The following is a 23,988-nucleotide window of genomic DNA, read 5'->3' as shown; positions in this document are numbered from 1 at the left end:
TGACCCACTCCCGCTGATCGGAGAGATGGGTTTTATTTTATTCTCCATCGTACTCAGCGTACATAATGTCATATCCGAACCCTGCATGCTTCCGCTATAATCTCCAGGTTGTAATCACATGGGATGAAGGAACCAGGAGGTATATGGAATTGACCGCAAAAAACAGATATAAATCACTCGAGCTGGAAACACCCGGTGTATACGAGCTGGAAGGGCTGGAAGTCGGGGTGACTTCCAATTGCAATTACAAGTGTGACTATTGCTGTGCCTATAACCGGGATGATGGACAATGTATTGATGCACAGGAAGTTATTCGGATCATCGGTGAGCTCCCAAGGTTGAAACGCGTGCGTTTGTCCGGGGGAGAAGTAACCCTCAAGTATCAGGATTGTCTGGATATTGTAACGTATTGTGCAGCTCATGGAATTGATACGCAATTGAATACAAATGCCAGTTTACTGACGGAAGAGCGAATTCATGCGTTGCGTGATGCAGGGTTGTCCAATATTCATATTTCGTTCAACTATACCGATGCGAATGCCTATTCCGCCTATTATCGTGTTCATCCCCGCATGTATGAGAGGCTGGAGCGGAATATCCGGTTATGTACGGAAACTGGACTGGAGACGGTGCTGGAAACCCTGCTGTTTGAGGGAACACAGGCGAATATGCTGGCCATTAGCCAAAAGGTCTATGATCTTGGTGTGCGGATTCACGAGATTCAGAACAGTATCATGATGTCCCACAGCGATTGGAGCAGCATTGTTTCCAGGGAATCGCTTGTTCAATCCGTAAATGAGCTGATTGAAAACAAGAAGGAAGATACAACCCTCTATTTTACCTGCATGGATCGCTTTGCTGATTTGTTGGGGCTACATGAGCAGCCAGGCGTGTATTTTTCCAATTGTGTGGACGGAACGAAGCAGCTTCATTTGCATGGCAACGGAGACATTCTTATCTGTGAGCTGTGCCATCCGGTCGTCATCGGCAACATCTACCATGGAACAGCATTGAACGAAATATACGCCAAGCAGCCGCCCGCATTATCAGATTTCCTGGAGAATCGGCCATGCCCTGCGTACGATGCACTATTTGCAGGAGAGTAGGTGAAGACAGGAGATGAACGTATCGGGTCTCATGATTGAAAGGAGACTGGTCCCATTCTTGTTTATGCCAATCTTATTTCGAAGTCTTTCATAAATGTATCCATTCGTGTGAAGGTTATCTGCCCCCTAAAAGGGAGGAGTGACCTTCTTTTTTTGCCTTTGGATAGGTTTCAGATTCATTTAAGCTATCCCGCCTATCATGGCCTTAAGAACTTAGATGATGAAGAGGTGGCTTCAATGATGAGAATGTATGATAACCCCAATCCGAAAGATCCACATAGAAAAGCAATCCCGAATAAAAGGCGTAAATGGCTGATTGCCACGCTTGTCGTTATCCTTGGAATCGGCGGAATTGTCTACAGTCTGGCTGACCGTTATCTGATTCGGCATGTGGAAGTAGTCGTGGCGGATGATAACGCTTCGGCCACTAGCAGCAGTGCAAATGGTGCGTCAAACGCAGCCGCAGAGGTCAATGCAACCTCAGATGACTGGAACTATTCCAGTGACGATATGCAGGTGAGCATCGAGAAGGTGCAGACCGGCTCCGGTGCAGATCAGATTACGTATTACGTTGCAGATGTGCAGATGACGGACGCAAGCAGTCTGAAATCGGCTTTGGCGGATAATAGCTTCGGCACCAACATTACGGAGAACACCTCAGAGATTGCTGCAGCGAACAACGCGATTTTCGCTATTAATGGTGATTACTATGGTTTTCGTAGTGATGGCGTAATTATTAGGAACGGTACGGTATACCGGGATGATCCGGTTCGTGATGCGATGGCACTGTTTGCTGACGGGACGATGAAGACGTATAACGAGACGGAGGTTTCCTCTTCGGAGCTGCTGGCCGAAGGTGCAACCAATACGCTGTCGTTTGGACCCATTTTGATTCAGGACGGGGAGATCGTAAGTGATTTTAGCAGTGTAAAAATCGATAACAACTTCGGTAATCGTTCCATTCAGGATGCGAATCCGAGAACGGCCATCGGCATGATTGCTCCGAATCATTATGTATTTGTTGTCGTGGACGGACGGCAGGATGACAGCCGGGGAATGACGCTGGCAGAGCTCGCGGATGTAATGAAGGGCCTGGGAGCAACAGAGGCCTATAACCTGGACGGCGGTGGTTCATCCACCATGTATTTCATGGGCAGAGTCGTGAATAATCCTCTGGGCAGAAATCAGGAACGCGGCGTAAGTGACATCCTTTACCTCAAGGAGGGACAATCATCATGACTATATTAATTCCATCCTACGAACCGGATGTGCGTTTATTAAATCTAATTTTGCAATTGCAGACGTTCCAACTGGGGCCGATTGTGATTGTGGATGATGGCAGCGGGCAGGAATTCCGAGGGATTTTTGAGACGGCTGAGGCGTATGGATGCACCGTGCTGACTCATCCGGTGAATCTCGGCAAGGGACGAGCACTGAAGACAGGATTCCAGTACATCAAAGAATTCGGACCACAGGGCGGGGTTGTATGTGCAGACAGTGACGGGCAGCATCTGCCGCATGATATCCGGCGTATTTTCGATGTGCTGCTGGAGCAGACCATCCCAGGGATCGTACTCGGCAGCCGTCGTTTTAGCGGGACGATTCCTGCACGCAGTCGTTTTGGCAACACAGTTACCCGGGCGGTCTTCTCCATCACAACGGGTACCAAGGTATATGACACTCAGACGGGTTTGCGTGGTTTTCCATATGCCATGCTGGACTGGCTATGTCAGATCCCGGGAGATCGCTTTGAGTATGAGATGAACATGTTATTAACCGCACGCAAAGAGGGATACGAAATCACCGAGGAGTTTATTGACACCGTATATCTGGATCATAACCAATCCTCTCATTTTCGCCCGCTGGTTGACTCGTTCCGCATTTATATGCCGATCCTGATGTTCAGTACGTCTTCGGTGCTGTCGGCGCTGATCGATTTCGGGTTATTGTTCGTCATTCAGTACTTTACCCATAATCTGTTTCTATCGGTCGTTGCAGCGAGATTATGCAGCTCGATCTTCAACTATACGATCAATCGGAAATATGTATTTTCAGCCGGGAAAACGTCCAAGGTGCGCCAGTCATTACCGAAATACTTTTCACTGGTCATTCTGGTACTGCTATTAAATTACGGACTGCTATATTTCTATAACGAAAAACTGATTATCCCGCTGATCGCGGCCAAGCTATTGACAGAGGTGTCCATCTTTTTGTTCAGTTATTGGGCTCAGCGCAAATTTGTCTATTAACACAGAGAGAGTGAGCGTATAGCTTGCTCTCTTTTTTCAATCAAAACCGTTTCAAAAGAATATCCTGCGCTTCTTGGTAACAAAAAAAGGTCGAGAATAGGGCAGCATACCCTTGTTCTCGACCTTTTAAACTCAAAGGAGGACGAGCGTTACATCAGCCTCTTAATCTCATCCTTCAGGATTTCGGACTGGGTGCCGAAGATGACCTGCACAGCTCCGCCACCGAGCCTCATGACGCCGGAAGCGCCAAGCTGTTTGAGCGCCTGGTCGTTGACCGCTTTGTCGTCCCTAACAACTAGCCGGAGGCGAGTGATGCAGGCGTCGATGCTCTCGATATTGTCTGCGCCACCGATCTCCGCGAGCACTTTGCTAGCCTTGGTGTCGGCAGACGCCGCTGCCACGGCGGAAGCATTAGTGGGGGCATCGGCATCATTAGCGTCATCCTCGCGTCCCGGCGTTTTCAGGTTAAACTTGACAATCATGAACCGGAAAAGGAAATAATAGACGACCGCAAATGCGAGTCCGACCGGGATCATGAGCAGCGGATTGGTCGACAGCTTCATGTTCACGAGGTAATCGATCAGACCTGCTGAGAAGGCGAAGCCCAGCTTAACATTCAGCAGGTACATGATCAGGGCCGCTGCACCGGTAAGAATAGCGTGCACCACGTACAGCAGAGGCGCCGCAAACATGAAGGAGAACTCGAGCGGCTCGGTAATACCCGTTAAGAACGAAGCCACCGCTGCGCCGATAAAGATCGAAGCGACCATTTTGCGCTTTTCAGGCCGGGCTGTATGAATCAAGGCAAGCGCCGCCGCCGGAAGAGCGAACATCATAATCGGGAAGAAGCCAGACATGAACATGCCTGCCGTAGGGTCTCCGTTGAAGAAGCGGGTCAGGTCGCCGTGCACGACTTCCCCGGCTGCATTGGTATAATCTCCGATCTGGAACCAGGCGATGGAGTTGAGGACATGATGCAGACCGAGCGGGATGAGCAGGCGGTTGGCGATCATGAACACCATGGAACCAACGCCTTCAAAGCCTACAATCCAGGCGCCGAAAGCGCCAATGGCATCCTGAATCGGGCTCCAGATCATGCCGAACAGGATGGCCAACACCAGCATGGAGCCGGCGGTGACCATCGGCACAAAGCGTTTGCCGGAGAAGAAGCCGAGCCAGTCAGGAAGCTTGATATTATGGTATTTTTTATACATATAAGCTGCAAGCAGTCCGGCAAATATCCCGCCCAATACGCCCATATCCAGCTTGACATCGTCAGGAATATAGCCGAATACACCTGGAACGGCTCCCAGAATCCGCGTCAGCACCATATAAGCGATCAGGGCGGAAAGCGCTGCGACCGCATCCCCCGCCAGTCCGATTGCCACCCCAATGGCGAAGATGAGCGCAAGGTTGCCGAAGATCGCCCCCGCTCCCTCATTCAGGAATGGGACTACATAGTGATTAAGAAATCCCCCGATCACGGGACCGAGCGGAATGTCCTTTTCATAATTAAGAAGACCGAGGCCTTGAAGAATTCCTGCCGCAGGCAGGGTTGCTACAGGAAGCATCAAGGATCTTCCCAGCTTTTGCAGTGCTTTCAGCATATTGTTCTTCCTTTCTTTTTTTGATTTAGGTTATTTGGACAAGCTGACCTTCATGATCGTTCCCATGCCTGCTTCTACGCTGCCATACTCCGGGTGCGACTCCCACGGCTGTTCAGCCGCATTCGCAACAATGACAGGGGTAATGACTGGATAACCGGCCGAAGCGATCGCATTCAGGTCAAATTCAATCAGGGTCTGACCGACAGTGACCTGATCCCCGGTCTGCACTTGGGGGGTGAAGCCCTGTCCTTTCAGGCTCACAGTATTCATACCGATATGCAGCAGCAGCTGCAGCCCGGAAGCATGCTCAATCATTACGGCATGGTGCGAATTGATCAGGTGCACCACAGTGCCGTCGATAGGGGCGACCAGCCTTCCCTCCTGGGGAATCACTGCAACTCCCGGTCCCATAAGTCCTTGCGCGAACGCTTCGTCAGGCACTTCTTCCAAACTGACACAGGTTCCGGTGAGTGGGGAGGCGACGGATATCGTTTCAGATATTTTGGCAGATTTGTTGTTTTTCCATTTCCAGATCATTGTGTGTTGTCCTTTCTGTTGTTGGTTTTGGCATGGGTTTGAAAAAGCCGATATAAATGCATGGCGAGAAAGGCCGTTTCTTCCTCGGGTACCTCTTTACCCAAATCCTCGGCCATTACAGCGCTCAGTTTTCTGGCCAGCTGGTATTCGGACGGATATTCATTTTTCACATATTGTGCGAAGGTGGGGGCCGCCATCGGCTGCTGATACAGGCGTTCCATGGAGAAGCGCAGGTGTATCATGAGTCTTGCCTGGCTAAGGCTGCCCTGGTCAAATCGAACGCCACCCTCCTCTTCAATAATGGACTGAAGCTTGCTGATCACATTGGATACCTTAACCAGCTGTCCGACAGGGACGTGATTTACGGAGGAGTACACATGGTATGTCAGGAACCCGGCCTCATCCTCCGGTACCTCTACGCCAAAGGCCTCTCCGATCATGGCCGCTGCTTTCGAGGCAAGTTCGAACTCTTTCGGAAAACTGAGCTTTGTCTCCGTAAGGAAAGGATTCAGAATCTCCATCCCGTTGCGGATACGATATAAGGTGAACTGAATATGACTCGGAAGAGCAAGGTAGATCTTGTCATTCAGCTTGCCGGGAAATTGATCAGCGATGAGACGGATAATCCGGTCAGAGATGTCGATGACATTGGGGTCCAAGTCCTTCATCAGCTCCTGCGCCTGCCCCCACTCCTCCCGGTCTTCCAGCCTGAACCTTTTCTCAATCCGCGGATCATCGGCCTGGACGGTGCTTTCCACCTTGAACGCAAATCCCAACCCTTTGCCAATCAGTACATACTCCTTGGTATTCTGGTGCGACCGGGCCAGAACAATATTACTGCCGACGACCCGCTCCACCTGCAGAATAATTCCTTTACTCACGGTTCACCGCCTCCTCGTTTTTAAAGTTAACGCTTTCATGCCTCCGGAACGCAAAAAGAGCCAAGAAGCGAGTATAGTCTTATGTTCGCTTCTTGGCTCATGCCCTCTGGGGGGGTAACACGCCAATTCATTTTATGTTTTATGCAGAACGTTCTTCCTACATAATATAGAACCAGATCTGCCACCGTCAACCATAATTTTGTCATCCGTCTGTTCGTCATTTAATATAGGAAATGTGTAAGTGAAAGGTACCTGCCGTATTTGATAAAAAAGAAGCCATGATCACCTTTTAAGGTGAAATGAGCCCAATCCGTTGTTGATCGAGTTCGGGTAGATGGAGCCAAATCTAACAAGAATAGGAGTATGCCTATGTATCTTCGAAGTGTGGAGTTACTGTCTGATAAAGTGGAAAATCTGGATCAATATCCGTTTCATATACCTGCAATACAGTCCCTGCAGAGATTGGAATTCAGGAATAACATTACTTTTTTTGTCGGCGAAAATGGATCGGGCAAATCCACACTGCTGGAGGGAATCGCTCATCAATGTGGGTTTAATACAGCCGGGGGCGGCAGAAATAACGTTTTTGCGATGCATGCTTCGGAATCCTCATTAGGGGATTATCTGCGACTGGCCTGGCTGCCCAAAATTTCGAACGGTTTCTTCATGCGATCGGAATCCTTCTATCAATTTGCATCCCATGTTGATGAGGTGGGCTCTCTTGAATACTATGGCGGGCGTTCGCTGCATGAGCAATCCCATGGGGAGTCCTTTCTCAATCTGTTTGTGAACCGCTTCAGCTCCAAAGGCATCTACCTGCTGGATGAGCCCGAAGCCGCGTTATCTCCTGCCAGACAGCTATCCTTGCTGCGCATTCTCCATGACCTGTCTGGGACTTCTCAATTCATTATCGCAACACATTCTCCCATTTTGCTGGGTTATCCGGATGCAGACATATTGAATTTTGATGATAGCTGTATTCAAAAGATAGCTTATGAAGATACGGAACATTACCAGATCACCCGCAGCTTTTTGGAGAATCGCCATCGCATGCTGGACGAGCTGTTCAAGGATTAATGAAGGAAGTGATTCAGATGTATGCAATTAATCTGTCTGATCCATATATGACGGTTACCATTCAGCAACTAAAATCAAAAGAAGAGGCTAAGGAAATATTTCTGGCTATGAAAAAGTTTGCAGAAGAAGGTTTGAATTTTGTGGTATACACCCGCGATACTCGGAAGGAGATCATTATTGCTGGCAAGGGCGAGAAAGATCTCCATGAATTGATATCACGTCTTAGAGACGAACTCGATTTGGAAATAGACGCTTTAGAACCGCAAGTTCTCTACAAGACATCGATACAAGAAACAGTTCAATCCGAAGGAAGGTACATAAGACAGTCGGGAGGGATTCATCAATACGGTCATTGTTGGATTGAGCTTCAACCCAAATCCAGAGATGGCGGTTTTGATTTTACAAATGGTATTGTCCATGATCATGTAATTCCTCATGAGTATATTCCTTCTATCAGGAGCGGAATCGAAGAAATGACGGTTAGAGGTATACTTGGCCATTTTCCGGTGGTAGATGTAAAAGTAACACTGTTGGATGGATCGTTTCATTCATTCGATTCTAAAGGAATGTCGTTTAAAATTGCTGCGGCATTGGCATTCCGTGATGGCTTTGAACGAGCAAACCCTATACTTCTCGAGCCTATAATGAGAGTGTCCGTGACGACAATGAAATGTGAGATTTCGGATCACTTGTCGGTATTAACTTTACTTAGAGCACGTAATATTAATGTTAATTCTGAAAATGGAAAAAACGTAATTGAAGCAGAAATCCCTTTAAAATCTTGTTTGGGTTTCCGCAAACAAAGTCACAAATCTAATGTAGTAATGGATATTAATGTGATTGAGTTTGGATATTACGACGAAGTTCCTGAGTATCTTTACGAATCAATAATTCAGGAATCGAACTTGGAAGGGGCCAATTATACGGATTTATTTAGCTGGGAGAAGTGGGGCAAGGATAATGAGGAAAGGTATTTGAATGATTTTGTAGAGGCGTTTTGGAACGAGGAGGAGAGTTAATCATGAGTTTCAAATTGGTATTGCTGGACCAACTGGCTGCCTGTCATCATGACAAGAGCTGGTTTATACCGCTGGATGAGATGTTACGTGATGTAACCGCTGCTCAGGCTGCATGGACGAATGATGAGGGTCAATCCATCTGGAGACTGGTGCATCATCTGATATTCTGGAATGAGCGATGGTTGGATCGTTTTATCCAAGGTGAAGTAAGAATGGATCATCATATAAACAATGATGAAACGTTCTATGTGGACCCTTCCCGCGTTAGCGAAGAGGAGTGGCAGAAGAGTATTGAACGAGTCGGCTCTACTTTTCTTAAATGGATTCAGGCCGTACAAGAAAGTGATGATGCAAAATTGGCGCTGACCATCCCTTCCTATTTCAATGCTCCTTGGTGGAACGTCATATCGAATGTGTGCATTCACAATGCGTATCATATTGGGCAGATTATGATGCTGAAAAAGAAAGTCATAGCCTCAGCATAACAATAAGCTGCAGCAGATTTAGAGGAGTCCCGCCTGAAATAATCGAATACATATATTGGGAGCATTCTTCATTTAGAAGCACCAATAAGGCAGTAAATCAAAATTTCAAGGAGTGTTCGGATGAAAATAGGTTTTCTAATCGTGGATATGCAAGAGAGTATTGTACGAGGTCGAGTCGAACAAAAAGGGATAGACCACGCTTGTGAGTATATTAACCACGTTGCAGATGTGCTTCGTTCAAATGATCATGTGGTGGTTCATGTGCAAGACGTCGAAGGGATGGAAGGATCATCTCCGGAGGAATATCGGATTATTTCCGAGGTGAATGTCGATGAGAAGGATCTCACCGTTACCAAAGAAAGCTCCAATGCATTCTGGCAGACAGAGCTGGAGTCCATACTGAAGAGTCATGGTGTTGAGCTCGTGATCATTTCCGGTTTTGCCGCAGAGGAATGTGTTCTATTCACTTATAATGGAGCGATGGAGCGAGGATTCAGACCCGTTATGCTGCAAAATGGGATTCTCAGCACACATCAGGAAGCGGTGACGTCGACCTACAGAGATCGGAATGTAATTTCATATCCTGTAGTAGACTATCTAATCAAATAAATGAGAATATCCATGGATGCGACGAGGTCGTATCCATTTTTGATATACATAGCAGATCCGTCAGACAGGACTACAAGCTTACGAACATAAGCATCTTCGCAATTTCCAAAACATGGGTTATGATGGGTGGATAGGAAGCAAAAAGTTAAATTCAATATGCTGGGAGATACGCATATGCCGATGATTCATAACTTTGTTATTGAGAATAAATTGGATGTAAATGAGGATGTCCATACTTCTTATTCATGGGACAGAAATGGGAAATTACATAAAAACGGACTCACGCCAGACAACCAGGCCCACCTGGACGACAACTTCATTTCGTATATACATGATTCACTCCAATGGTTAGAGACCAGGAATCCATCCACTGGTGAGAGATTAAGGGGACTGAACAATTACGGCATTACAGTTATTGAAGAGGAACAAGTCTTGCAGAGGTTTCATCAGATCTTGAATGGATGGATAGATTTATTCAATTCAGCACCTTATTCAATCATACTCAGTGGGGATTTCTGTATTGGTGATGGGGATGAAAAAGGTCACTACAAGAAATGGGTGTACAACAAATCTGACTTAATAACTGAATTAAAAAAACTTGCCAGGATGGCACTACATACTGTTGAACATGGAAAGTGTATTGTGCATTTTGGAATATAGGATTAGAGTGTTCTCTTTTTCAATTAACGAGAGAAGGAGCAACGGAGATGACAAGTCGAATAGTGGTTACAGGCGGGGCCATTATCAGAGATGATCATGGGAGAATTCTGCTGCAGCGTAGATCCGATTACGGAGACTGGGGATTGCCTGGTGGCGGTATGGAGCCCGGAGAGCGTATCGAAGAAACCATGATCAGAGAAGTGAAGGAAGAGACGGGTCTGGATGTGATTTCGTATGAACTGGCTTCCGTCTACACGGGTGAGAGAATGAAGTATACCTATCCGGATGGTAATGAGGTCGTATTTGTCATGTTCCTGTTTAATGCCAGAGTTAATTTAGACGGAAAACTAGCTGAGGATGGGAGGACATTATGTTTTGAAGACCAGAATAATGAATCGTTGCAATTAACGTTTACAAGTTTGGATGAAATCGAGATCGAGATGATTAATAAGGTGCAGAAGCCTGTATTTATAGATTTGATACAAGAGAAGCAGGGGATTCTGCGTTAAGGAAAATCAAATGACGAAAATGGAGTGATATGCATGCCTTGGCCAATGGTACATTTTGCGATTGCATCTGAAATCCGTTCTAATCCATCCCCGGAATTCTTGCTGGGAAGTCTTGCTCCTGATTCAATTCACGTAAGAAGTGATGTGCGCAGTGAGAAAGCAAAAACACATCTTATGATCGAAGAAGGCAGGTTCGCAACAGATGAAGAGCTCCGGGAATTTTGGGAGTCCCATAGGCAGCAGGCGGAACTTGATCCTGCATTCCGGCAGTATTTGAGCGGATACATTGCCCATATTTATACGGACCGTGTATGGACCTTTGATATCTACCCTGCTTATGAAGAACATCCTGATGGCAGAAAGCGGTATACGCAGGAGGTAACGAAGCTGGAATTTATGATTTTGCGGAATCGTTCTGGGTCTCATGAGCTGCTGAATAAACTGAATGCGGGTAAGGCCTATGATCTGGGAGGTTTGCTGGAACAAGAGGTGGTTCAATACAGGAAAGTGAAAGTAGATTTCTTGAATAATCCTGCGCACGAGCCCGCGGAAGATTCGAGCATTTTATCCATGGAGGTTTTAGAAGATTTCATTCATACAACTGCTATAAGATTAAAACAATTGTATACGGAATGGAACGTGTTTGAAGATTTACAGACCAAAACCTCAAGCTAGGAGTAAAGTAGGGGAAAACATTGCTGCATATAAAAAATGAGGTGCTACATATGAACAATTTAATTCGCCTTACCGAATATCATGAGAGATATGATACAGCCTTGGCCAATTTTTCACTGACCGGAGAGCAGTTCTCCTTTACTGCATTGCCTGCAGAAGTGATCGAGGAGGCGATCTCCAACCCGGACAAGATTCCCATTGTGATTTTAAAAGAGGAGACACCGGTTGGCTTCTTTATTTTACATAAAAGATCGGAATACGCCGAAGGAAAAAAATACGCTAATGCTGTCTTAATAAGAGCGTTATCCATTTCACTGGAACATCAGGGGAGAGGATATGCTCTGGCTGCCATGAAGGCAATTGGTCCATTGCTTCAGCAGATTGAGCCAGGGATGAAGGACGTCATCCTCGCTGTAAATGAACAGAATGTTGCAGCGCAGAGCCTGTATTTGAAGGTGGGTTTTCGCGACACGGGGATTCGCAGGATTGGTGCACATGGTCTCCAGTTCGTTTTTCATAAACGAATAGATTAACCATACCAATGCAGAAAGTGTATTAACCAGTGGATGAGAAGAGAGGAGAATGTTATGCGAGCCAAAATCAAACAGGCAGACTTGGGTTCATCGCAACTTAGCTGGTTATGTGTCCAGCCGATGCTCATTTCAGTTCGGGGTAAAGATGTTGCAGCCAAAACAGAGGTGTACCGTCAGTTAAATGAAGGCCAACAAGCACTATTCCTGTTCTACTCCTATCATAACCATACGAAAAGTCTGGCGGAGTTTTACTGGTTCTCGGCTTACAATATTATAGAGATGAAGAGTTGGAGCGGCATCCAAAATGGGATGCGTTATTTTAATCAAAATGAAATGGTAGCTCTGCTGGACAACATCGAGCGTGTGATTATAGATAAAAATAGAGTCGGAGACCAGTGGCGTGAGGTTACGCCAACAGATCTGGAGCAAGATCCCAAACTGTATCCATTAATTGAGGAACTGTTTATTCTATATCGGGCTCAAGCTCAGGAAGTGATCGTGAGTATAAATGAGGAGATTCTGCAACATCAGGAGATGTATTTTGAAATTGTGGCTGAGGGATAAGGAGACGGCAAATTGAAATTTGAATATCAACAATTTTCGTGCAATGTGGATGTGTTTCATAGAGATCTGGACGTTATCGTTAGGTTTTATGATGGATCAAGAGAACCTGCCGAAGAGAATATTGTTAACCTGGTGATCGCCGACCCGGGTTATGGCTACCTTATGCTGAAGTATAAAGGGGATGCCGCGTTATTGAGTGGTTTTCTGAATGAGTCGGTTTTTGCATCGGATGAGATGGTAGAAGCTGCAATTGATTATATTGAACGCTTGTCGCCACATTCTCAAAGTGTGTATATGCCTTATCACGTGTCTCGATTCAAGCCAACAAGTTATGTAGAATACAATGGGGAATACTGAGCGTTCCCCATACAGCATTCTTTAGAGTACATAAACAATGGATATGAATTCACATAACAACGTTTATTAGTGGTGTAAGAGTAGAGTGATTTGATTGAACTACATACATTAGTCAGCTATTGTGCAACAAACCTGCAACTTCTTGCAACAAAACGCAATTGAGTATGCGGGTTTTTGTTTTGACTGTAATATGAGTGATGAGAGGAGGGCAACACGTGAAAGTGACATTTGAAACAGATGCATCCATGGAACGAAGGTTCGCCAAGGTAGTGACCAACCCTGCCGAACAACAGCGTTGGGAGGAGATTGATAAGGCGATTAGCCACTTGGAAAAACAGCTGGTCGTCATCAACCCGAAGAATAACCGGAATGTCCAGATTCAGCCAAGCTCCATCCTTGCCATTGAGTCCGAGGATCGAATGTGCAATGTACGTGTGATTTCGGGAGAGAGCTATTTGCTTGGCAAACGTCTTAAATATGTGGAAGAAGACTTGGATTCGTCCCATTTTCTGAAGATTAACAACTCAACGATGATCAATGTTAACCACATCCAGGCGTTCGCCGCCACAGATCATGCCAGAATTCAGGTTGAGCTTAAGGATGGATCCGGCTACTACGTCAGTAGGTACTATATCAAAAATTTCAGGGGGAAATTATTATGATCGCCAATCTCAAGCATTCGTTTTTTCAGGTATTTACATTAACTTCGCTATGGGTCACGCTGCTGATAACCTTGTTCTTCAAAGATCAGACGATCCAGATGGGGTATCTATGGAACCTCGCCGGAATTGCGTTCATCGCAGCCGTGGTATTTGGAGTCATGTATGATGCGCTGTGGAACTACTTTACGTTAAAACCCATTTGGAATATTGTGATCTCGTCTACCATTAACATTCTCGGAGGAACGGCGGGTGTGTGGTTGTTCTCAAAGGAGATGTTCCACTTTATCGCACCGTGGTTCCCTGGCATGTGGCTTTTGTCGATTGTGCTGCACACTATTGCCTTTTATTTTTATGCTAGAATGGATAGCAAGAAAAAAGCGGAAGAATTAAACAAGATCCTGAAGTAGACAAGGAGTAAGCATATGAATGAAGAAAAGGTTCTTCAGGAGTTCAGCTTGGAGCCGGGCTCCCGCGACAGGGAGCGTATTCGTACACTACTGCAACAAGAGATCGAGAATTCAAGTGCGAGGGACAATGATTACCTCAGAATCTTATGTGTCATGTTATTTGCAATCGGTCATGTAGAGGACACTCAGCTCATCTGGCAGGCCAAAAGAAAGAACCAGGATACGGGAAGTTATGTGGATGTACAACTGCTGTGTGGTGCCGGGTTCGAGGAGACGATAATATACCTGGAGCAATTGGGTGAGCAGCAAGCAGAAGAGCAGCTGCAATATCTCAAACAGTGTGAGCCCTATGATTTTGTAGACTTTTCGAAAGAGGAATGGATTGCCCAGTACAAGCAATATTATGGCGTTATAGAGGGATGATTCTCATTATGACGACGCCTAAGGAGATTACTTCATGAATAACCCTACTATCGATATACAAGAGTACACTGCCGAGTATCAATCCCAGGTGATCCATTTGATTTTGCAGATACAGCAGCAGGAATACCAAATTTCCATTACCAGAGAGGATCAGCCGGATTTGCTTGAGATCGAAACCTTTTATCAAAAAGGAATCGGGAACTTCTGGATCGCAGTTGCCAATGAAGAAGTGGTGGGTACGATTGCTCTGCTGGATATCGGAGAGGAGCAAGCTGCGCTTAGGAAGATGTTTGTAGCCCAAAATTACAGAGGCAAGGAACTTCAAGTTTCGGGTCGTCTCCTGCATCAGGCATTTCAGTGGGCTAGAGAGAAGGCTGTGCATGATATTTACCTTGGAACGACACAGCAGTTTGTGGCAGCACATCGATTTTACGAGAAAAATGGATTTGTTTCGGTTACACGCGAGGAACTACCGGATGCTTTTCCGGTGATGAAAGTAGATAGCAAGTTTTATCACCATACCACGCCCTTTGCATGAGGCAAGCCATGCAGAGCGGCGTGTTTTTCTATTCAATAGAATGAATGAAAGATAGCATACTTGAAGCGTTCGCAAATTCCACATTATGGGTTATGATGTATCAAAGAGAAATTGTAACATACATAGGAAGTTTGAATCGGACGGTTTTGGAATCTTTGACACATGGGAGGGAACAGGATGAAGGGCATTTTTCTTGATTTCTATGGAACGGTTGTTCATGAAGACGACGATATACTTCCAGTGATTTACGAACGAGTACAAGCTGCGGCGCGTGTTGAATGTACAACAGCCGAAATAGGTGATTTTTGGTGGAAGGCATTTTCCGAAATGTTCTATGCAAGCCACGGTAGTCAGTTTACGACCCAACGAGTACTCAATGTACAGTCCCTGACAACAACACTCCTACATTTTCAAGCAGATGGTATCGCGGAGCTGCTTAATCAGGAGCAATTGGCTCACTGGCGTGATCCGGGGATATTTGAAGATTCCATTCCCTTTTTGCAATCGGTAGACATCCCTGTGTATATCCTCTCGAATATCGATACAGATGATGTAAGAGCTGCAATGGAGAAGCATGGCATCGAGGCGGCAGGGGTGATCACCAGTGAAGATGTCCGTTCTTACAAACCAAGACCCGAGATGTTTAATGAAGCATTAGCCAGATATGATCTGTCCCGGCAAGATGTCATACATATCGGCGATTCGTTGACAAGTGACGTACAGGGAGCACAAAATGCTGGCATACAGGCTGTCTGGTTAAACCGCAAAGGCAAAACCAAGCCCCGGCATATCCATCCGGAATTTATGTGCAGGGATCTGACGGAAGTTCTGAAAATCCTGTAGAGTCTGGAAAGTTTGGGGGAAGTCATAACGGGGACGGTGTGATCCATGGATGAGTTAAAAAAGCAGTTGGCAACGTATCAGGCAGGTCAGATGTTGGAGGTTGGCACAGGCTCAGGAAAATATATGGCTACCCTACTTAAAATATTCAGCGGCATCGAACGGATCACGGGTATTGATACCGACACGGATTCTTTACGACAGGCAGAAGCCGCATATTCGAGCCATAAAAAGATCCAGTTTATGCAGATGAACGCAGCAAAGATGGATTTTGCGGATCAAACGTTTGATACCGTCTGCATCTCGAATGCACTGCACCATCTGCCCCCGGGCGTAAATGTCATCGAAGAAATGAAACGTGTAGTGAAAAGGAACGGATTATTTCTCATAAATGAGCTGGTCAGTGATGATCCGAATGAAGCCCAGCTATCGCACATCCTCTACCATCATTTTGGTGCAGATGTAGATCAGCGATTGGGAATATATCATCGTCACACCTATACACGCCAAGAGGTTATGGATATCCTCTCTACCAATGGTATTATCATCCGCTCAATCTATGAATTCAATGAGCCAAAAGAAGATGTCATGGCAGAACGGGACATTCGGTTGGTCTCGAAGGCCTGTAAGCAGCATATGGAACGGGCAAAAGCATTCGAAGATTATGAAGTGTTCGCAGAACGCGGCTATTCCATCATGGAACGTCTGAACAATGTTGGGATTCAGCGTCCAACGCAGATCGTGATTTTGGGAAGTTTAGGAGAATAGACAAAAGGATAATGAGAGGGCTGGATATGAGAAAGCTAACCGTTATGCTTGGATTATTTCTGTTCTTGGTCGCGTGTCAGAATAAAACTGGTATGGAAGACGCACAGAACCCAGCAGAACCTTCGCCGGAAGTTCTCACAGTAGAAGCTGGACAAAATGGAGAAGTAACGGCACCAACAGAGCCCCATGACATCCCGCCAGTTTACATTGATGAAGCGAATTATACAGGTGATGAACTGGAGATCGTTAAACTTCATGAACGCCCGCCTGCATTATATATGGGAAGAGGATGAGAAGGGGTACATGAGCCTTATTGATCCGCAGTCGCCCGTATGGGGCATGACCAGAACCAAAGTTCGCAAGATTGTCTCCATGAGCGACATTACTATTCGTGAACAAAGGAAGCTTTACGAGGGAGTAGTAACGGTAACGGAATTAGATGAGAACGACAAAGAATCCAGCCGCACCATGGTTTTTTGGAAAAAGAAAGAAGAGGGGGATTCGGCACAATGGATTATTGCAGATATTGATTGAAGATTGAAGATAAATAAGGTCATGATACCGGAAGTCTATTAAATTAAAACGAAATTCAGGTGATGTAATTATGGCGAGACAATTAATTCTGGTTGAAGGGTTACCCGGTTCAGGGAAGTCTACCATTGCCAAAATGGTATCCGACATCCTGATTCAGCGAGGGCTGCGAGTACAGCTTTTCCAGGAAGGGGATCTGAATCACCCGGCTGATTATGAAGGTGTAGCCTTTTTCTCTGAAGATGAATTTGGAGATTTATTGGATGCTCATCATTCATGCAGAGATATATTGGAGAGCAGAGCCATAGTTTATCGTAATGGTTATCTGATTCCTTATCGCAAAATAAAAGAGGAACTGGGAGAGGCGTTTCCTGACCATATGGTGCAAGAGATTTTCAGCCGGGATATTTACGAATTATCTTTTGAACAAAATAAAGATCTGATCACTTCAAAATGGCGAAGCTTCACCGAAAGCGTGTTAGCGGCTAATGATGATACCGTCATTATCTTTGAATGTTGTTTTATCCAGAACCCATTAACGATGGGTCTTGTGAAATGCAATCAATCCCGAGAAGATAATGTCAACTATGTGATGGAGCTGGAACGCATGGTTCAAGCACTGAACCCGCTACTAATCTATATTGATCAGAAGGATATTGCGTATACCTTTGATAAAGCCGTTAAGGAAAGACCCAAGGAATGGTCTGAAGGATTTATTCAGTATTACACGAACCAGGGGTGGGGAGCTTCAAAAGGATATCATGGGGTTCCAGGCACCGTGAAGGTGCTTCAGGCAAGAAAGGAGCTCGAAACCGAGATTTATCAGATACTGAAGATGGACAAATATTGGCTGGATAATTCGGAGTATAACCTGTCTGCTTGTCAGAACGAACTGGAGAATATTCTGAATGAGGCGTTTAAAGGTGTGGGAGGAGAATGACGCAGGAAATGAAAAGACGTAATTCGAGCTTGTCAACGAAGTTGAGAATGAAGCTCTGTATATGGGCAAGATCTACGAGTAGAGTGAGTAGGGATATATCAATACATAACGGAGGTTTAGTTTCATGACAATTGCTGAGGTAGTATTAACAGTCATAACTGCCTTGTTAATAATCATAGGTGTGAGTGTCAAACGGAAGTCAGTTCTTAAATGGGGAATCGTCAGTTTTGTGGCATTGCTTGTCCTCGTTAGTCCTTCGTTCATTAACGGATTCGTGGATGGATTCTCCGATGGGTGGTCAGCAAGATGACCAATCCCAACAACAATAACATCTCATATGAGCGAAATAACAGTAAATTCAACTTCCGCGTGGCAGGGATTTTGATGGGTGCAGGACGAGTTCTGCTGTATAAGGCGGAGCAGGACGATTTCTGGAATCTGCCCGGGGGACGAGTTGAAATGAATGAGGCGACAGAAGCGGCTATCGTGCGAGAAATGATGGAGGAACTGGGGATCCACGTTAAAGTGCAGAGACTTGCATTTGTTAATGAAGATTTTTTCGACTACAACGGCCAGAAGTTTCACGAGATTGGATTCTATTATATCATCGCCTTACCGGAGGCCCATAAGCTGTATAGTGAAATGGAATTCAAAGGGCTGGAGGATAACGGAAAGTTAACGTTCCGTTGGTTTTACTTGGATGAGCTTGAGCACCTGGAGGTCTACCCGGTATTTTTGAAAAAGGAACTGCATAATCTGCATGATGTGAAGAGCATCCAACATTTCATTCAGAAATAGAGGGAGATATGGACATTACATTTATTCGTCATGGTCATGGTGAACATCTGATAGATTACCCGAACCGATTAAATGAGCTTCACCCGGGTCTCACCGAACTGGGAAAAAGTCAGGTGACAACGCTGCGTAAACAGATGAAGCTTGATCCTCATGACGTTATCTTGGTGAGTCCAACGAAACGTACCATCGAAACAGCACTTCTTCTAACCGCAGAAGAACATCTTACGATATGTCCGCTTGTTGGCCCAAGAATGTTTCCTCAGAATCCGGAGTTCCTTCCTTTCATCTGTGATCAGATCTATTCCAAGGAGGAGCTGGATACTCAGTTCCCAGGGCTAAGCGTACTGGATTTTGGATTGGAGTGTTGGGAGGAAGGTGTTAACCAAATGGATGGACATCCATTTGATGTACTTGCTAAAGGGCTTCTCCAATGGTGCAGGGAACAGGATGGCAACACCTATATCATTTCACATGACGGCACGATAACCAACTACAGGATTTTGCTTGGAGAAAAAGGTCTATCAAGAAGAGATTTTCTTGGTGAGGCGGGAAAGTACACCATTACGAACTTTTAAAGGCAGAACAAAGAAGTTTTGCCGCATCGGGCTCCTTTAACGGAGCAATGTTCCCCTTTATCAAGGTTCAGGATGAATTCTTTATAAGCAGGAACGAATTGCTGCTGTGGGCCCAGGATGCTTCTGTCTACCATAGAAGGTATGTTAACGGTCAGTTGCAATAGCTGTGTTGGTATTATAACTGTAGTCATGAGAAGGATAGAGAGACATTTGAATTGATAGGAAGTAAGGTTTGCCTAAGGTCAGTTACAGAGCGGGATCTCGACTTTATATGCAGAGGAGGAAGAGCATGACCAAGTTGGTTTTATTAAGTGATTTATCTTTTCAACCAAATGAAGAATTGAATCAAAGGATATTGAATTTGCTCGGTTGCGACAAGCCTTCAATCGGTTATATCCCTTCTTGTTCCGACCCGGAGCGGAAATATTTTGAGCATACCGTACGTTACTATAATCAAATGGGTATCGAGAATATTCATTATTATGATCTGGACCAGGAATATGATCCAAGCTCGTTTGAGCGGATTTTTGAAGCTGATGCGATTCATTTATCCGGCGGAAATACATTTTATTTTCTACATTTATTACAGAGAAGAAACGTACAGGATTTATTGCGTTCCTATGTGCAGAAAGGCGGTATGCTGATCGGAGTCAGCGCAGGCAGTATTCTAACCACACCAACCATTGAAATAGCTGGATATGGCAAGGTTGCAGACGAGAATCATGTGGGTGTTCAGGACAAACGTGCGCTTGAACTCGTTGATTTCGAGTTTGCACCTCACTGGGACGGAGAGGAAGACAATCTCGATTCGCTCGGAAGTTATGCAGATACAATCGGTGCGAAAGTCTATGCCTGCCAAGACGGCGACGGGATCGTAATCGATGGAAAAGTCATAGAGCTATATGGGGATGTGCGTCTTATTGATCCTAGGAGAAGGGGGATTTAAATATGGGTGAGGTTAAGGTATACCATTATGATGCATTTTCAGCAGTTCCGGGCAAAGGTAATCCGGCAGGAGTTGTCTTTGATGCTGATGATCTAAGTGAGAGGGTCATGCAGCAGATTGCGCATAAGGTTGGTTTTAATGAAACGGTGTTTGTGCTTATCTCCAGGACAGCCGATGTAAGATTGCGTTATTTTACACCGGGCCATGAAATTAATCTGTGCGGTCATGCGACGATGGCATCGCTGTATGGTTTGAAGACACGTGGACTTCTCGGGGACAAGGAGTCAATCACGATCGAGACCAATGTAGGCATATTGCCCATACGGTTTGAGCAGGATGGCGACACGATGAACATGGAGATGAAGCAGGATCAATCGCAGTTTGTGCCGTTCAGAGGTGATATTGGTAAGCTGGCAAGCAGTATAAATCTAACCTCGGATGATCTGGATCTATCCATGCCTATCGTGTATGGGAGCACAGGAACCTGGACGTTGTTGATCCCCATTCGTAAACTGGACTCTTTTTCTAAAATGAAACCGGAATCTGCTGAGTTTCCTGAGATTTTGCTTGAAAACCCCAAGGCTTCCTTGCATCCGTTTAGCTTTGAAACTCGTGATTCCGAGGCAATGATGCATGCCAGACATTTTTCGTCCCCTTACTCAGGTACCACGGAAGATCCTGTAACAGGAACGGCCTCCGGAGTGATGGGTGCCTACTATTTAACCTATGTGAACCGTGAAGCAGATCAGGTCAAGTTCGTCGTGGAGCAGGGACATGAGATCGGAAGAGATGGAAAAGTTGAAGTGAGCGTGATCCGGGAAGGGGACGGCATGGATGTGAGAATTAAAGGGACGGCTGTTTTTGTGCGTGAAATGAACATTGAATTGGATATTTAACAACGTAACTGAAAGGGTGTTTTTTTTGGATGAACGAATTGTTTTGCAAGACGTTACTCGTATTTTAAAAGAAGAATTATCGGATTCGCTCGTTGGCATCTATTTGCACGGTTCCATGGCCATGGGGGGCTTCCATCCGAACCAGAGCGATATCGATATCTTGGTGGTCAGTCGGGATATACGATCTGCTGATCTATATCGAAGAATTGCACGGAAGCTAATGCATATTGAAGACGAGCTGCGCATCACGGAAGGCTTTGAGCTCAGTATTGTACTGGAATCCACAATCGCGAACCTGGCATATCCAACTCGGTTTGAATTCCATTACTCCGCATATCACCGGGAAAGATATCGAACGGATGAGCACTATCTCTGCGGAGGGTACGATGATCCGGATCTCGTCGCACACATGGCGGTCATCTATGACAGGGGAATTGTTTTGCATGGCACACCTATTAAGGAACTCTTCCATCCTGTGAAACGTGAGTATATGCTCGCCTCCATTACGTCAGACGCCAGTGCAGCTTCGGAAGAAATCGTGGATAACCCTGTCTACTATGTATTGAACTTGTCGCGTGTTTTGCTGTATGTGAGAGATTCAGTGATCTATTCCAAGCGAGAAGCCGGAGAGTGGGCATTGGAAGGACTTCCTACGAAGTATAAGAACGTTATCTCGCAATGTCTTGCAAAATATAATGGAGAGCTGGAGAACCTGAATCTCAGTGAGTCGTTGCTGTTGGAATATGCAGATTATATGTTGAGAGAAATCAACAGCTGTAAGAAATAAATGATTCCATAATTCTACGAAATGCAATACTGATTTGGACATTTCTAGTATCAATAGTTTTTTTTAAAGGAGAAACATCATGACAATCACGTCAGAAGATTTGGAATTAATTCAGGAAGCCAAGAACATCATCAAGCATTTGTACTGCGAAGGCAAACATCACATTGGAGCCGCAGTGCGAACTCAATCCGGAAAGATATATACCGCGGTACATCTGGAAGCCTACATTGGTCGTGTCTCGGTGTGTGCGGAAGCCATTGCGATTGGCAAAGCCATTTCGGAAGGGGAGCACGAATTTGCGATGATCGTTGCTGTACGGCATCCGGAAATCAATCCGGATGATCCCACGGAAAATGCTGATCCACAATTGGACGTGGTTTCACCATGTGGTATCTGCCGAGAATTGATCAGTGATTATGGGCAGAGCACGCAGGTCATTTTGCAGGGAGAAGAAGGATACACCAAAACAACAATTGGGCAGCTTCTGCCACAGAAATATTCAAGATCATAAGGAAAGAAAGAAGGTGCAAAGATGTTTGAGATTATGGATATCCGGCAAAAGCCAGACATGCTTCAGGCAGCTGTTCAATACTTTTGGAAGCAGTGGGGTACAGAAACAAGTTATCATTTTTACCGGGATTGCATGGAGCGTTCAGTGGATACGAACAGTGATGTTCCAAGGTTTTATGTAATGTTGGATGGAGATAGCATTATCGGAGGATATGCTCTGCTAAGAAGCGACCTGAACAGCCGGCAGGATCTCTTTCCCTGGTTTGCATGTCTTCATGTCTCTCCGGAATACCGGGGCAGGAATTTGGGATGCCAATTACAGAAGCACGCAGTAAATCAGGTGAAGTTGAAGGGATACGACAAACTCTATTTGTGCACGGATTTACAAGGTTATTATGAGAAAAATGATTGGACCTACATTGGCAAAGGATATTTGCTCGATAATGAAGAGACGAGAATCTATGAACTGCAAATTTGATGAAGTCATAAGGCACTACTTCCAATATGCGGAGTATACCTTGGAGGCCGTTCCGTTCGGTTTGACTAATACAACCAAAGTCATTGAAGTCAATGGAGAGAGGTTTATTATACGGATTTATAACAGCCACATCAAAACGATTGGTGGATTGGAACTTGAATCCCAAGTAACAGCATTTCTACATAAAGCACAGGCTTCATTCGAAGTCCCGATCTTTCTTCATACTTGTAATGGTAAGGATTATGTGGTTATGAGAGATGGTTCGCTTGCGGCAATGACTACTTTTTTGGAGGGGAAGCTTCCACAATTGTCTGACGTAGACAAAGCCGAGAAGTTCGGCAGGTTGGTAGGGGAGTTTTCGTTTCAAATGAGTGAGTTCCCGATGAAGAAGAATATGTATACGGGCATATCATTTTATAATATGTACAACATTCATCCGCTCACTAATCGTGATTCGGTGAAGTCCTTTTTTGCAAATTTGCCTTTTGAATTAACAGCAGAGCGGTTTACGTTTTATCAAGCAATGATTACTGAGATCGACAATTCCCATCTTGATCTAGAAGTGCTGCCGCGACAGCTCGTTCATCATGATGTATTGATTTATAATCTACTGGGTGAATCGGGTGAAATTACAGGGGTATTAGATTTTGACTTTATAGGGATGGACGCTGCTTTCATGGAGCTTACGATTAGCCTGAATCATATTATTCAGGAGTCTAGCGGTTCCCTGGATTTGATTGCGGCCTTCCTTCAGGGATATGGAAATGTTCGCAAGCACTCCTCTTTTGAATTTGGCTATTTACGGCTGCTAACTCAAATCTATTTTGTCGCCGTGTTGCATTTCTATATTGGTCAGCATTATGCGGAAGCAGCAATTGAATCGCCTTTTACGTTTATGATAGATCAGTTTGAAAGGAATATAAGCTGGCTGGCAGAGCATGATGTACAGATTCAACAATTGCTTCATAAGTATGTAATGGAGACAAATGCAACTTGAACGTGTCGGGAGGGGCTGTAATGG

At 45.3% G+C, this 23,988-nt stretch carries 34 protein-coding genes; 31 read left to right on the top strand and 3 right to left on the bottom strand.

Going from position 1 to position 23,988, the window contains the following annotated elements; translation table 11 throughout:
* Window positions 1-149: 149 nt before the first annotated feature.
* The 3 genes from ABIC22_RS01560 (at window position 150) to ABIC22_RS01550 (ending at window position 3,355) form a co-directional block, all read left to right on the top strand.
* Window positions 150-1,106, top strand: coding sequence for a radical SAM protein (locus ABIC22_RS01560; protein ID WP_354477515.1), 957 nt, complete (start codon window positions 150-152; stop codon window positions 1,104-1,106).
* 237 nt (window positions 1,107-1,343) lie between these two features.
* Entirely contained in the window at window positions 1,344-2,345 is a 1,002-nt protein-coding gene (locus ABIC22_RS01555) for a phosphodiester glycosidase family protein (RefSeq protein ID WP_354477512.1), read from the top strand.
* Window positions 2,342-3,355: a GtrA family protein gene (locus ABIC22_RS01550; protein ID WP_354477509.1), complete on the top strand. Its 1,014-nt coding sequence runs from the start codon at window positions 2,342-2,344 to the stop codon at window positions 3,353-3,355. The genes ABIC22_RS01555 and ABIC22_RS01550 overlap by 4 nt, the downstream gene beginning before the upstream one ends.
* A 149-nt stretch (window positions 3,356-3,504) precedes the next feature.
* Here the strand turns inward: ABIC22_RS01550 and ABIC22_RS01545 are convergent, their stop codons facing one another.
* The 3 genes from ABIC22_RS01545 to ABIC22_RS01535 are packed head-to-tail and all read right to left on the bottom strand — an operon-like array spanning window position 3,505 to window position 6,380.
* Window positions 3,505-4,962 (bottom strand): PTS transporter subunit EIIC, encoded by a 1,458-nt coding sequence (locus tag ABIC22_RS01545; RefSeq protein WP_127539503.1) that lies wholly within the window; start codon window positions 4,960-4,962, stop codon window positions 3,505-3,507.
* A gap of 30 nt (window positions 4,963-4,992) precedes the next feature.
* A complete protein-coding gene (locus tag ABIC22_RS01540; protein WP_354477506.1) occupies window positions 4,993-5,499 on the bottom strand; it encodes a PTS sugar transporter subunit IIA in 507 nt (168 codons plus the stop codon).
* Entirely contained in the window at window positions 5,496-6,380 is an 885-nt protein-coding gene (locus tag ABIC22_RS01535) for a PRD domain-containing protein (protein ID WP_354477503.1), read from the bottom strand. The genes ABIC22_RS01540 and ABIC22_RS01535 overlap by 4 nt, the downstream gene beginning before the upstream one ends.
* A gap of 369 nt (window positions 6,381-6,749) precedes the next feature.
* Here ABIC22_RS01535 and ABIC22_RS01530 point away from each other — a divergent pair, with 369 nt between their 5' ends.
* The 28 genes from ABIC22_RS01530 to ABIC22_RS01395 all read left to right on the top strand — a co-directional run bounded on the left by ABIC22_RS01530 (window position 6,750) and on the right by ABIC22_RS01395 (window position 23,964).
* Window positions 6,750-7,457, top strand: a complete 708-nt coding sequence (locus ABIC22_RS01530; RefSeq protein ID WP_354477500.1) for an AAA family ATPase — start codon at window positions 6,750-6,752, stop codon at window positions 7,455-7,457.
* A 17-nt stretch (window positions 7,458-7,474) separates the two neighbouring features.
* Window positions 7,475-8,476 carry a translation factor GTPase family protein gene (locus ABIC22_RS01525; protein ID WP_354477497.1) on the top strand — a complete coding sequence of 334 codons (1,002 nt, stop codon included), beginning with the start codon at window positions 7,475-7,477 and terminating at the stop codon, window positions 8,474-8,476.
* Between the two features lie 2 nt (window positions 8,477-8,478).
* The gene (locus ABIC22_RS01520) at window positions 8,479-8,961 is read left to right on the top strand and encodes a DinB family protein (RefSeq protein ID WP_354477494.1); all 483 of its coding nucleotides are present in this window, start codon (window positions 8,479-8,481) and stop codon (window positions 8,959-8,961) included.
* A 120-nt stretch (window positions 8,962-9,081) separates the two neighbouring features.
* On the top strand, window positions 9,082-9,570 hold the full coding sequence (locus ABIC22_RS01515) for a cysteine hydrolase family protein (protein ID WP_354477488.1): 489 nt from the start codon (window positions 9,082-9,084) through the stop codon (window positions 9,568-9,570).
* Between the two features lie 174 nt (window positions 9,571-9,744).
* Window positions 9,745-10,230, top strand: a complete 486-nt coding sequence (locus ABIC22_RS01510) for a hypothetical protein (RefSeq protein ID WP_354477486.1) — start codon at window positions 9,745-9,747, stop codon at window positions 10,228-10,230.
* Between the two features lie 47 nt (window positions 10,231-10,277).
* The gene (locus tag ABIC22_RS01505; RefSeq protein ID WP_354477484.1) at window positions 10,278-10,739 is read left to right on the top strand and encodes an NUDIX domain-containing protein; all 462 of its coding nucleotides are present in this window, start codon (window positions 10,278-10,280) and stop codon (window positions 10,737-10,739) included.
* A gap of 33 nt (window positions 10,740-10,772) precedes the next feature.
* Window positions 10,773-11,414, top strand: a complete 642-nt coding sequence (locus tag ABIC22_RS01500; RefSeq protein WP_354477481.1) for a hypothetical protein — start codon at window positions 10,773-10,775, stop codon at window positions 11,412-11,414.
* A gap of 50 nt (window positions 11,415-11,464) precedes the next feature.
* Window positions 11,465-11,947, top strand: coding sequence for a GNAT family N-acetyltransferase (locus ABIC22_RS01495; RefSeq protein WP_127539494.1), 483 nt, complete (start codon window positions 11,465-11,467; stop codon window positions 11,945-11,947).
* Window positions 11,948-12,001: 54 nt separating this feature from the next.
* Window positions 12,002-12,511, top strand: coding sequence for a hypothetical protein (locus ABIC22_RS01490; RefSeq protein WP_354477478.1), 510 nt, complete (start codon window positions 12,002-12,004; stop codon window positions 12,509-12,511).
* Window positions 12,512-12,523: 12 nt separating this feature from the next.
* The gene (locus ABIC22_RS01485; protein WP_127539492.1) at window positions 12,524-12,868 is read left to right on the top strand and encodes a hypothetical protein; all 345 of its coding nucleotides are present in this window, start codon (window positions 12,524-12,526) and stop codon (window positions 12,866-12,868) included.
* A 215-nt stretch (window positions 12,869-13,083) separates the two neighbouring features.
* Entirely contained in the window at window positions 13,084-13,530 is a 447-nt protein-coding gene (locus tag ABIC22_RS01480) for a LytTR family DNA-binding domain-containing protein (RefSeq protein ID WP_354477476.1), read from the top strand.
* Window positions 13,527-13,937, top strand: a complete 411-nt coding sequence (locus ABIC22_RS01475; RefSeq protein ID WP_127539490.1) for a hypothetical protein — start codon at window positions 13,527-13,529, stop codon at window positions 13,935-13,937. The genes ABIC22_RS01480 and ABIC22_RS01475 overlap by 4 nt, the downstream gene beginning before the upstream one ends.
* Window positions 13,938-13,952: 15 nt before the next feature.
* Window positions 13,953-14,360 (top strand): hypothetical protein, encoded by a 408-nt coding sequence (locus ABIC22_RS01470; RefSeq protein WP_354477472.1) that lies wholly within the window; start codon window positions 13,953-13,955, stop codon window positions 14,358-14,360.
* 34 nt (window positions 14,361-14,394) lie between these two features.
* Window positions 14,395-14,898 (top strand): GNAT family N-acetyltransferase, encoded by a 504-nt coding sequence (locus tag ABIC22_RS01465; protein ID WP_354477469.1) that lies wholly within the window; start codon window positions 14,395-14,397, stop codon window positions 14,896-14,898.
* Between the two features lie 177 nt (window positions 14,899-15,075).
* Entirely contained in the window at window positions 15,076-15,741 is a 666-nt protein-coding gene (locus ABIC22_RS01460; RefSeq protein ID WP_354477466.1) for an HAD family hydrolase, read from the top strand.
* Between the two features lie 45 nt (window positions 15,742-15,786).
* Entirely contained in the window at window positions 15,787-16,506 is a 720-nt protein-coding gene (locus ABIC22_RS01455; RefSeq protein ID WP_354477463.1) for a class I SAM-dependent methyltransferase, read from the top strand.
* Between the two features lie 26 nt (window positions 16,507-16,532).
* Window positions 16,533-16,799, top strand: coding sequence for a hypothetical protein (locus ABIC22_RS01450; protein ID WP_354477460.1), 267 nt, complete (start codon window positions 16,533-16,535; stop codon window positions 16,797-16,799).
* Between the two features lie 10 nt (window positions 16,800-16,809).
* A complete protein-coding gene (locus tag ABIC22_RS01445) occupies window positions 16,810-17,040 on the top strand; it encodes a hypothetical protein (protein ID WP_354477457.1) in 231 nt (76 codons plus the stop codon).
* A gap of 70 nt (window positions 17,041-17,110) precedes the next feature.
* Window positions 17,111-17,977 (top strand): adenylyl-sulfate kinase, encoded by an 867-nt coding sequence (locus ABIC22_RS01440; RefSeq protein ID WP_354477454.1) that lies wholly within the window; start codon window positions 17,111-17,113, stop codon window positions 17,975-17,977.
* Between the two features lie 124 nt (window positions 17,978-18,101).
* Entirely contained in the window at window positions 18,102-18,287 is a 186-nt protein-coding gene (locus ABIC22_RS01435; protein WP_354477451.1) for a hypothetical protein, read from the top strand.
* Window positions 18,284-18,775 carry an NUDIX hydrolase gene (locus tag ABIC22_RS01430; RefSeq protein WP_354477448.1) on the top strand — a complete coding sequence of 164 codons (492 nt, stop codon included), beginning with the start codon at window positions 18,284-18,286 and terminating at the stop codon, window positions 18,773-18,775. The genes ABIC22_RS01435 and ABIC22_RS01430 overlap by 4 nt, the downstream gene beginning before the upstream one ends.
* An 8-nt stretch (window positions 18,776-18,783) precedes the next feature.
* Complete coding sequence (locus ABIC22_RS01425) at window positions 18,784-19,350, top strand: histidine phosphatase family protein (protein ID WP_354477445.1); 567 nt, start codon at window positions 18,784-18,786, stop codon at window positions 19,348-19,350.
* Between the two features lie 289 nt (window positions 19,351-19,639).
* Window positions 19,640-20,296 (top strand): Type 1 glutamine amidotransferase-like domain-containing protein, encoded by a 657-nt coding sequence (locus tag ABIC22_RS01420; protein WP_354477442.1) that lies wholly within the window; start codon window positions 19,640-19,642, stop codon window positions 20,294-20,296.
* A 2-nt stretch (window positions 20,297-20,298) separates the two neighbouring features.
* Window positions 20,299-21,192, top strand: a complete 894-nt coding sequence (locus ABIC22_RS01415) for a PhzF family phenazine biosynthesis isomerase (protein ID WP_354477439.1) — start codon at window positions 20,299-20,301, stop codon at window positions 21,190-21,192.
* A gap of 25 nt (window positions 21,193-21,217) precedes the next feature.
* The gene (locus tag ABIC22_RS01410; RefSeq protein ID WP_354477436.1) at window positions 21,218-21,979 is read left to right on the top strand and encodes an aminoglycoside adenylyltransferase domain-containing protein; all 762 of its coding nucleotides are present in this window, start codon (window positions 21,218-21,220) and stop codon (window positions 21,977-21,979) included.
* Between the two features lie 79 nt (window positions 21,980-22,058).
* Window positions 22,059-22,490, top strand: coding sequence for a cytidine deaminase (locus ABIC22_RS01405; protein WP_354477434.1), 432 nt, complete (start codon window positions 22,059-22,061; stop codon window positions 22,488-22,490).
* Between the two features lie 21 nt (window positions 22,491-22,511).
* Window positions 22,512-22,967, top strand: a complete 456-nt coding sequence (locus ABIC22_RS01400) for a GNAT family N-acetyltransferase (protein ID WP_354477431.1) — start codon at window positions 22,512-22,514, stop codon at window positions 22,965-22,967.
* Window positions 22,951-23,964 carry a phosphotransferase enzyme family protein gene (locus ABIC22_RS01395; RefSeq protein WP_354477428.1) on the top strand — a complete coding sequence of 338 codons (1,014 nt, stop codon included), beginning with the start codon at window positions 22,951-22,953 and terminating at the stop codon, window positions 23,962-23,964. The genes ABIC22_RS01400 and ABIC22_RS01395 overlap by 17 nt, the downstream gene beginning before the upstream one ends.
* Window positions 23,965-23,988: the final 24 nt, after the last annotated feature.

The organism is Paenibacillus sp. PvP094 (assembly GCF_040546835.1).
GTDB classification, from domain to species: domain Bacteria; phylum Bacillota; class Bacilli; order Paenibacillales; family Paenibacillaceae; genus Paenibacillus; species Paenibacillus illinoisensis.
Note: the sequence above shows the minus strand (reverse complement) of the source record. Positions and strands in the feature narration are given on the sequence as shown.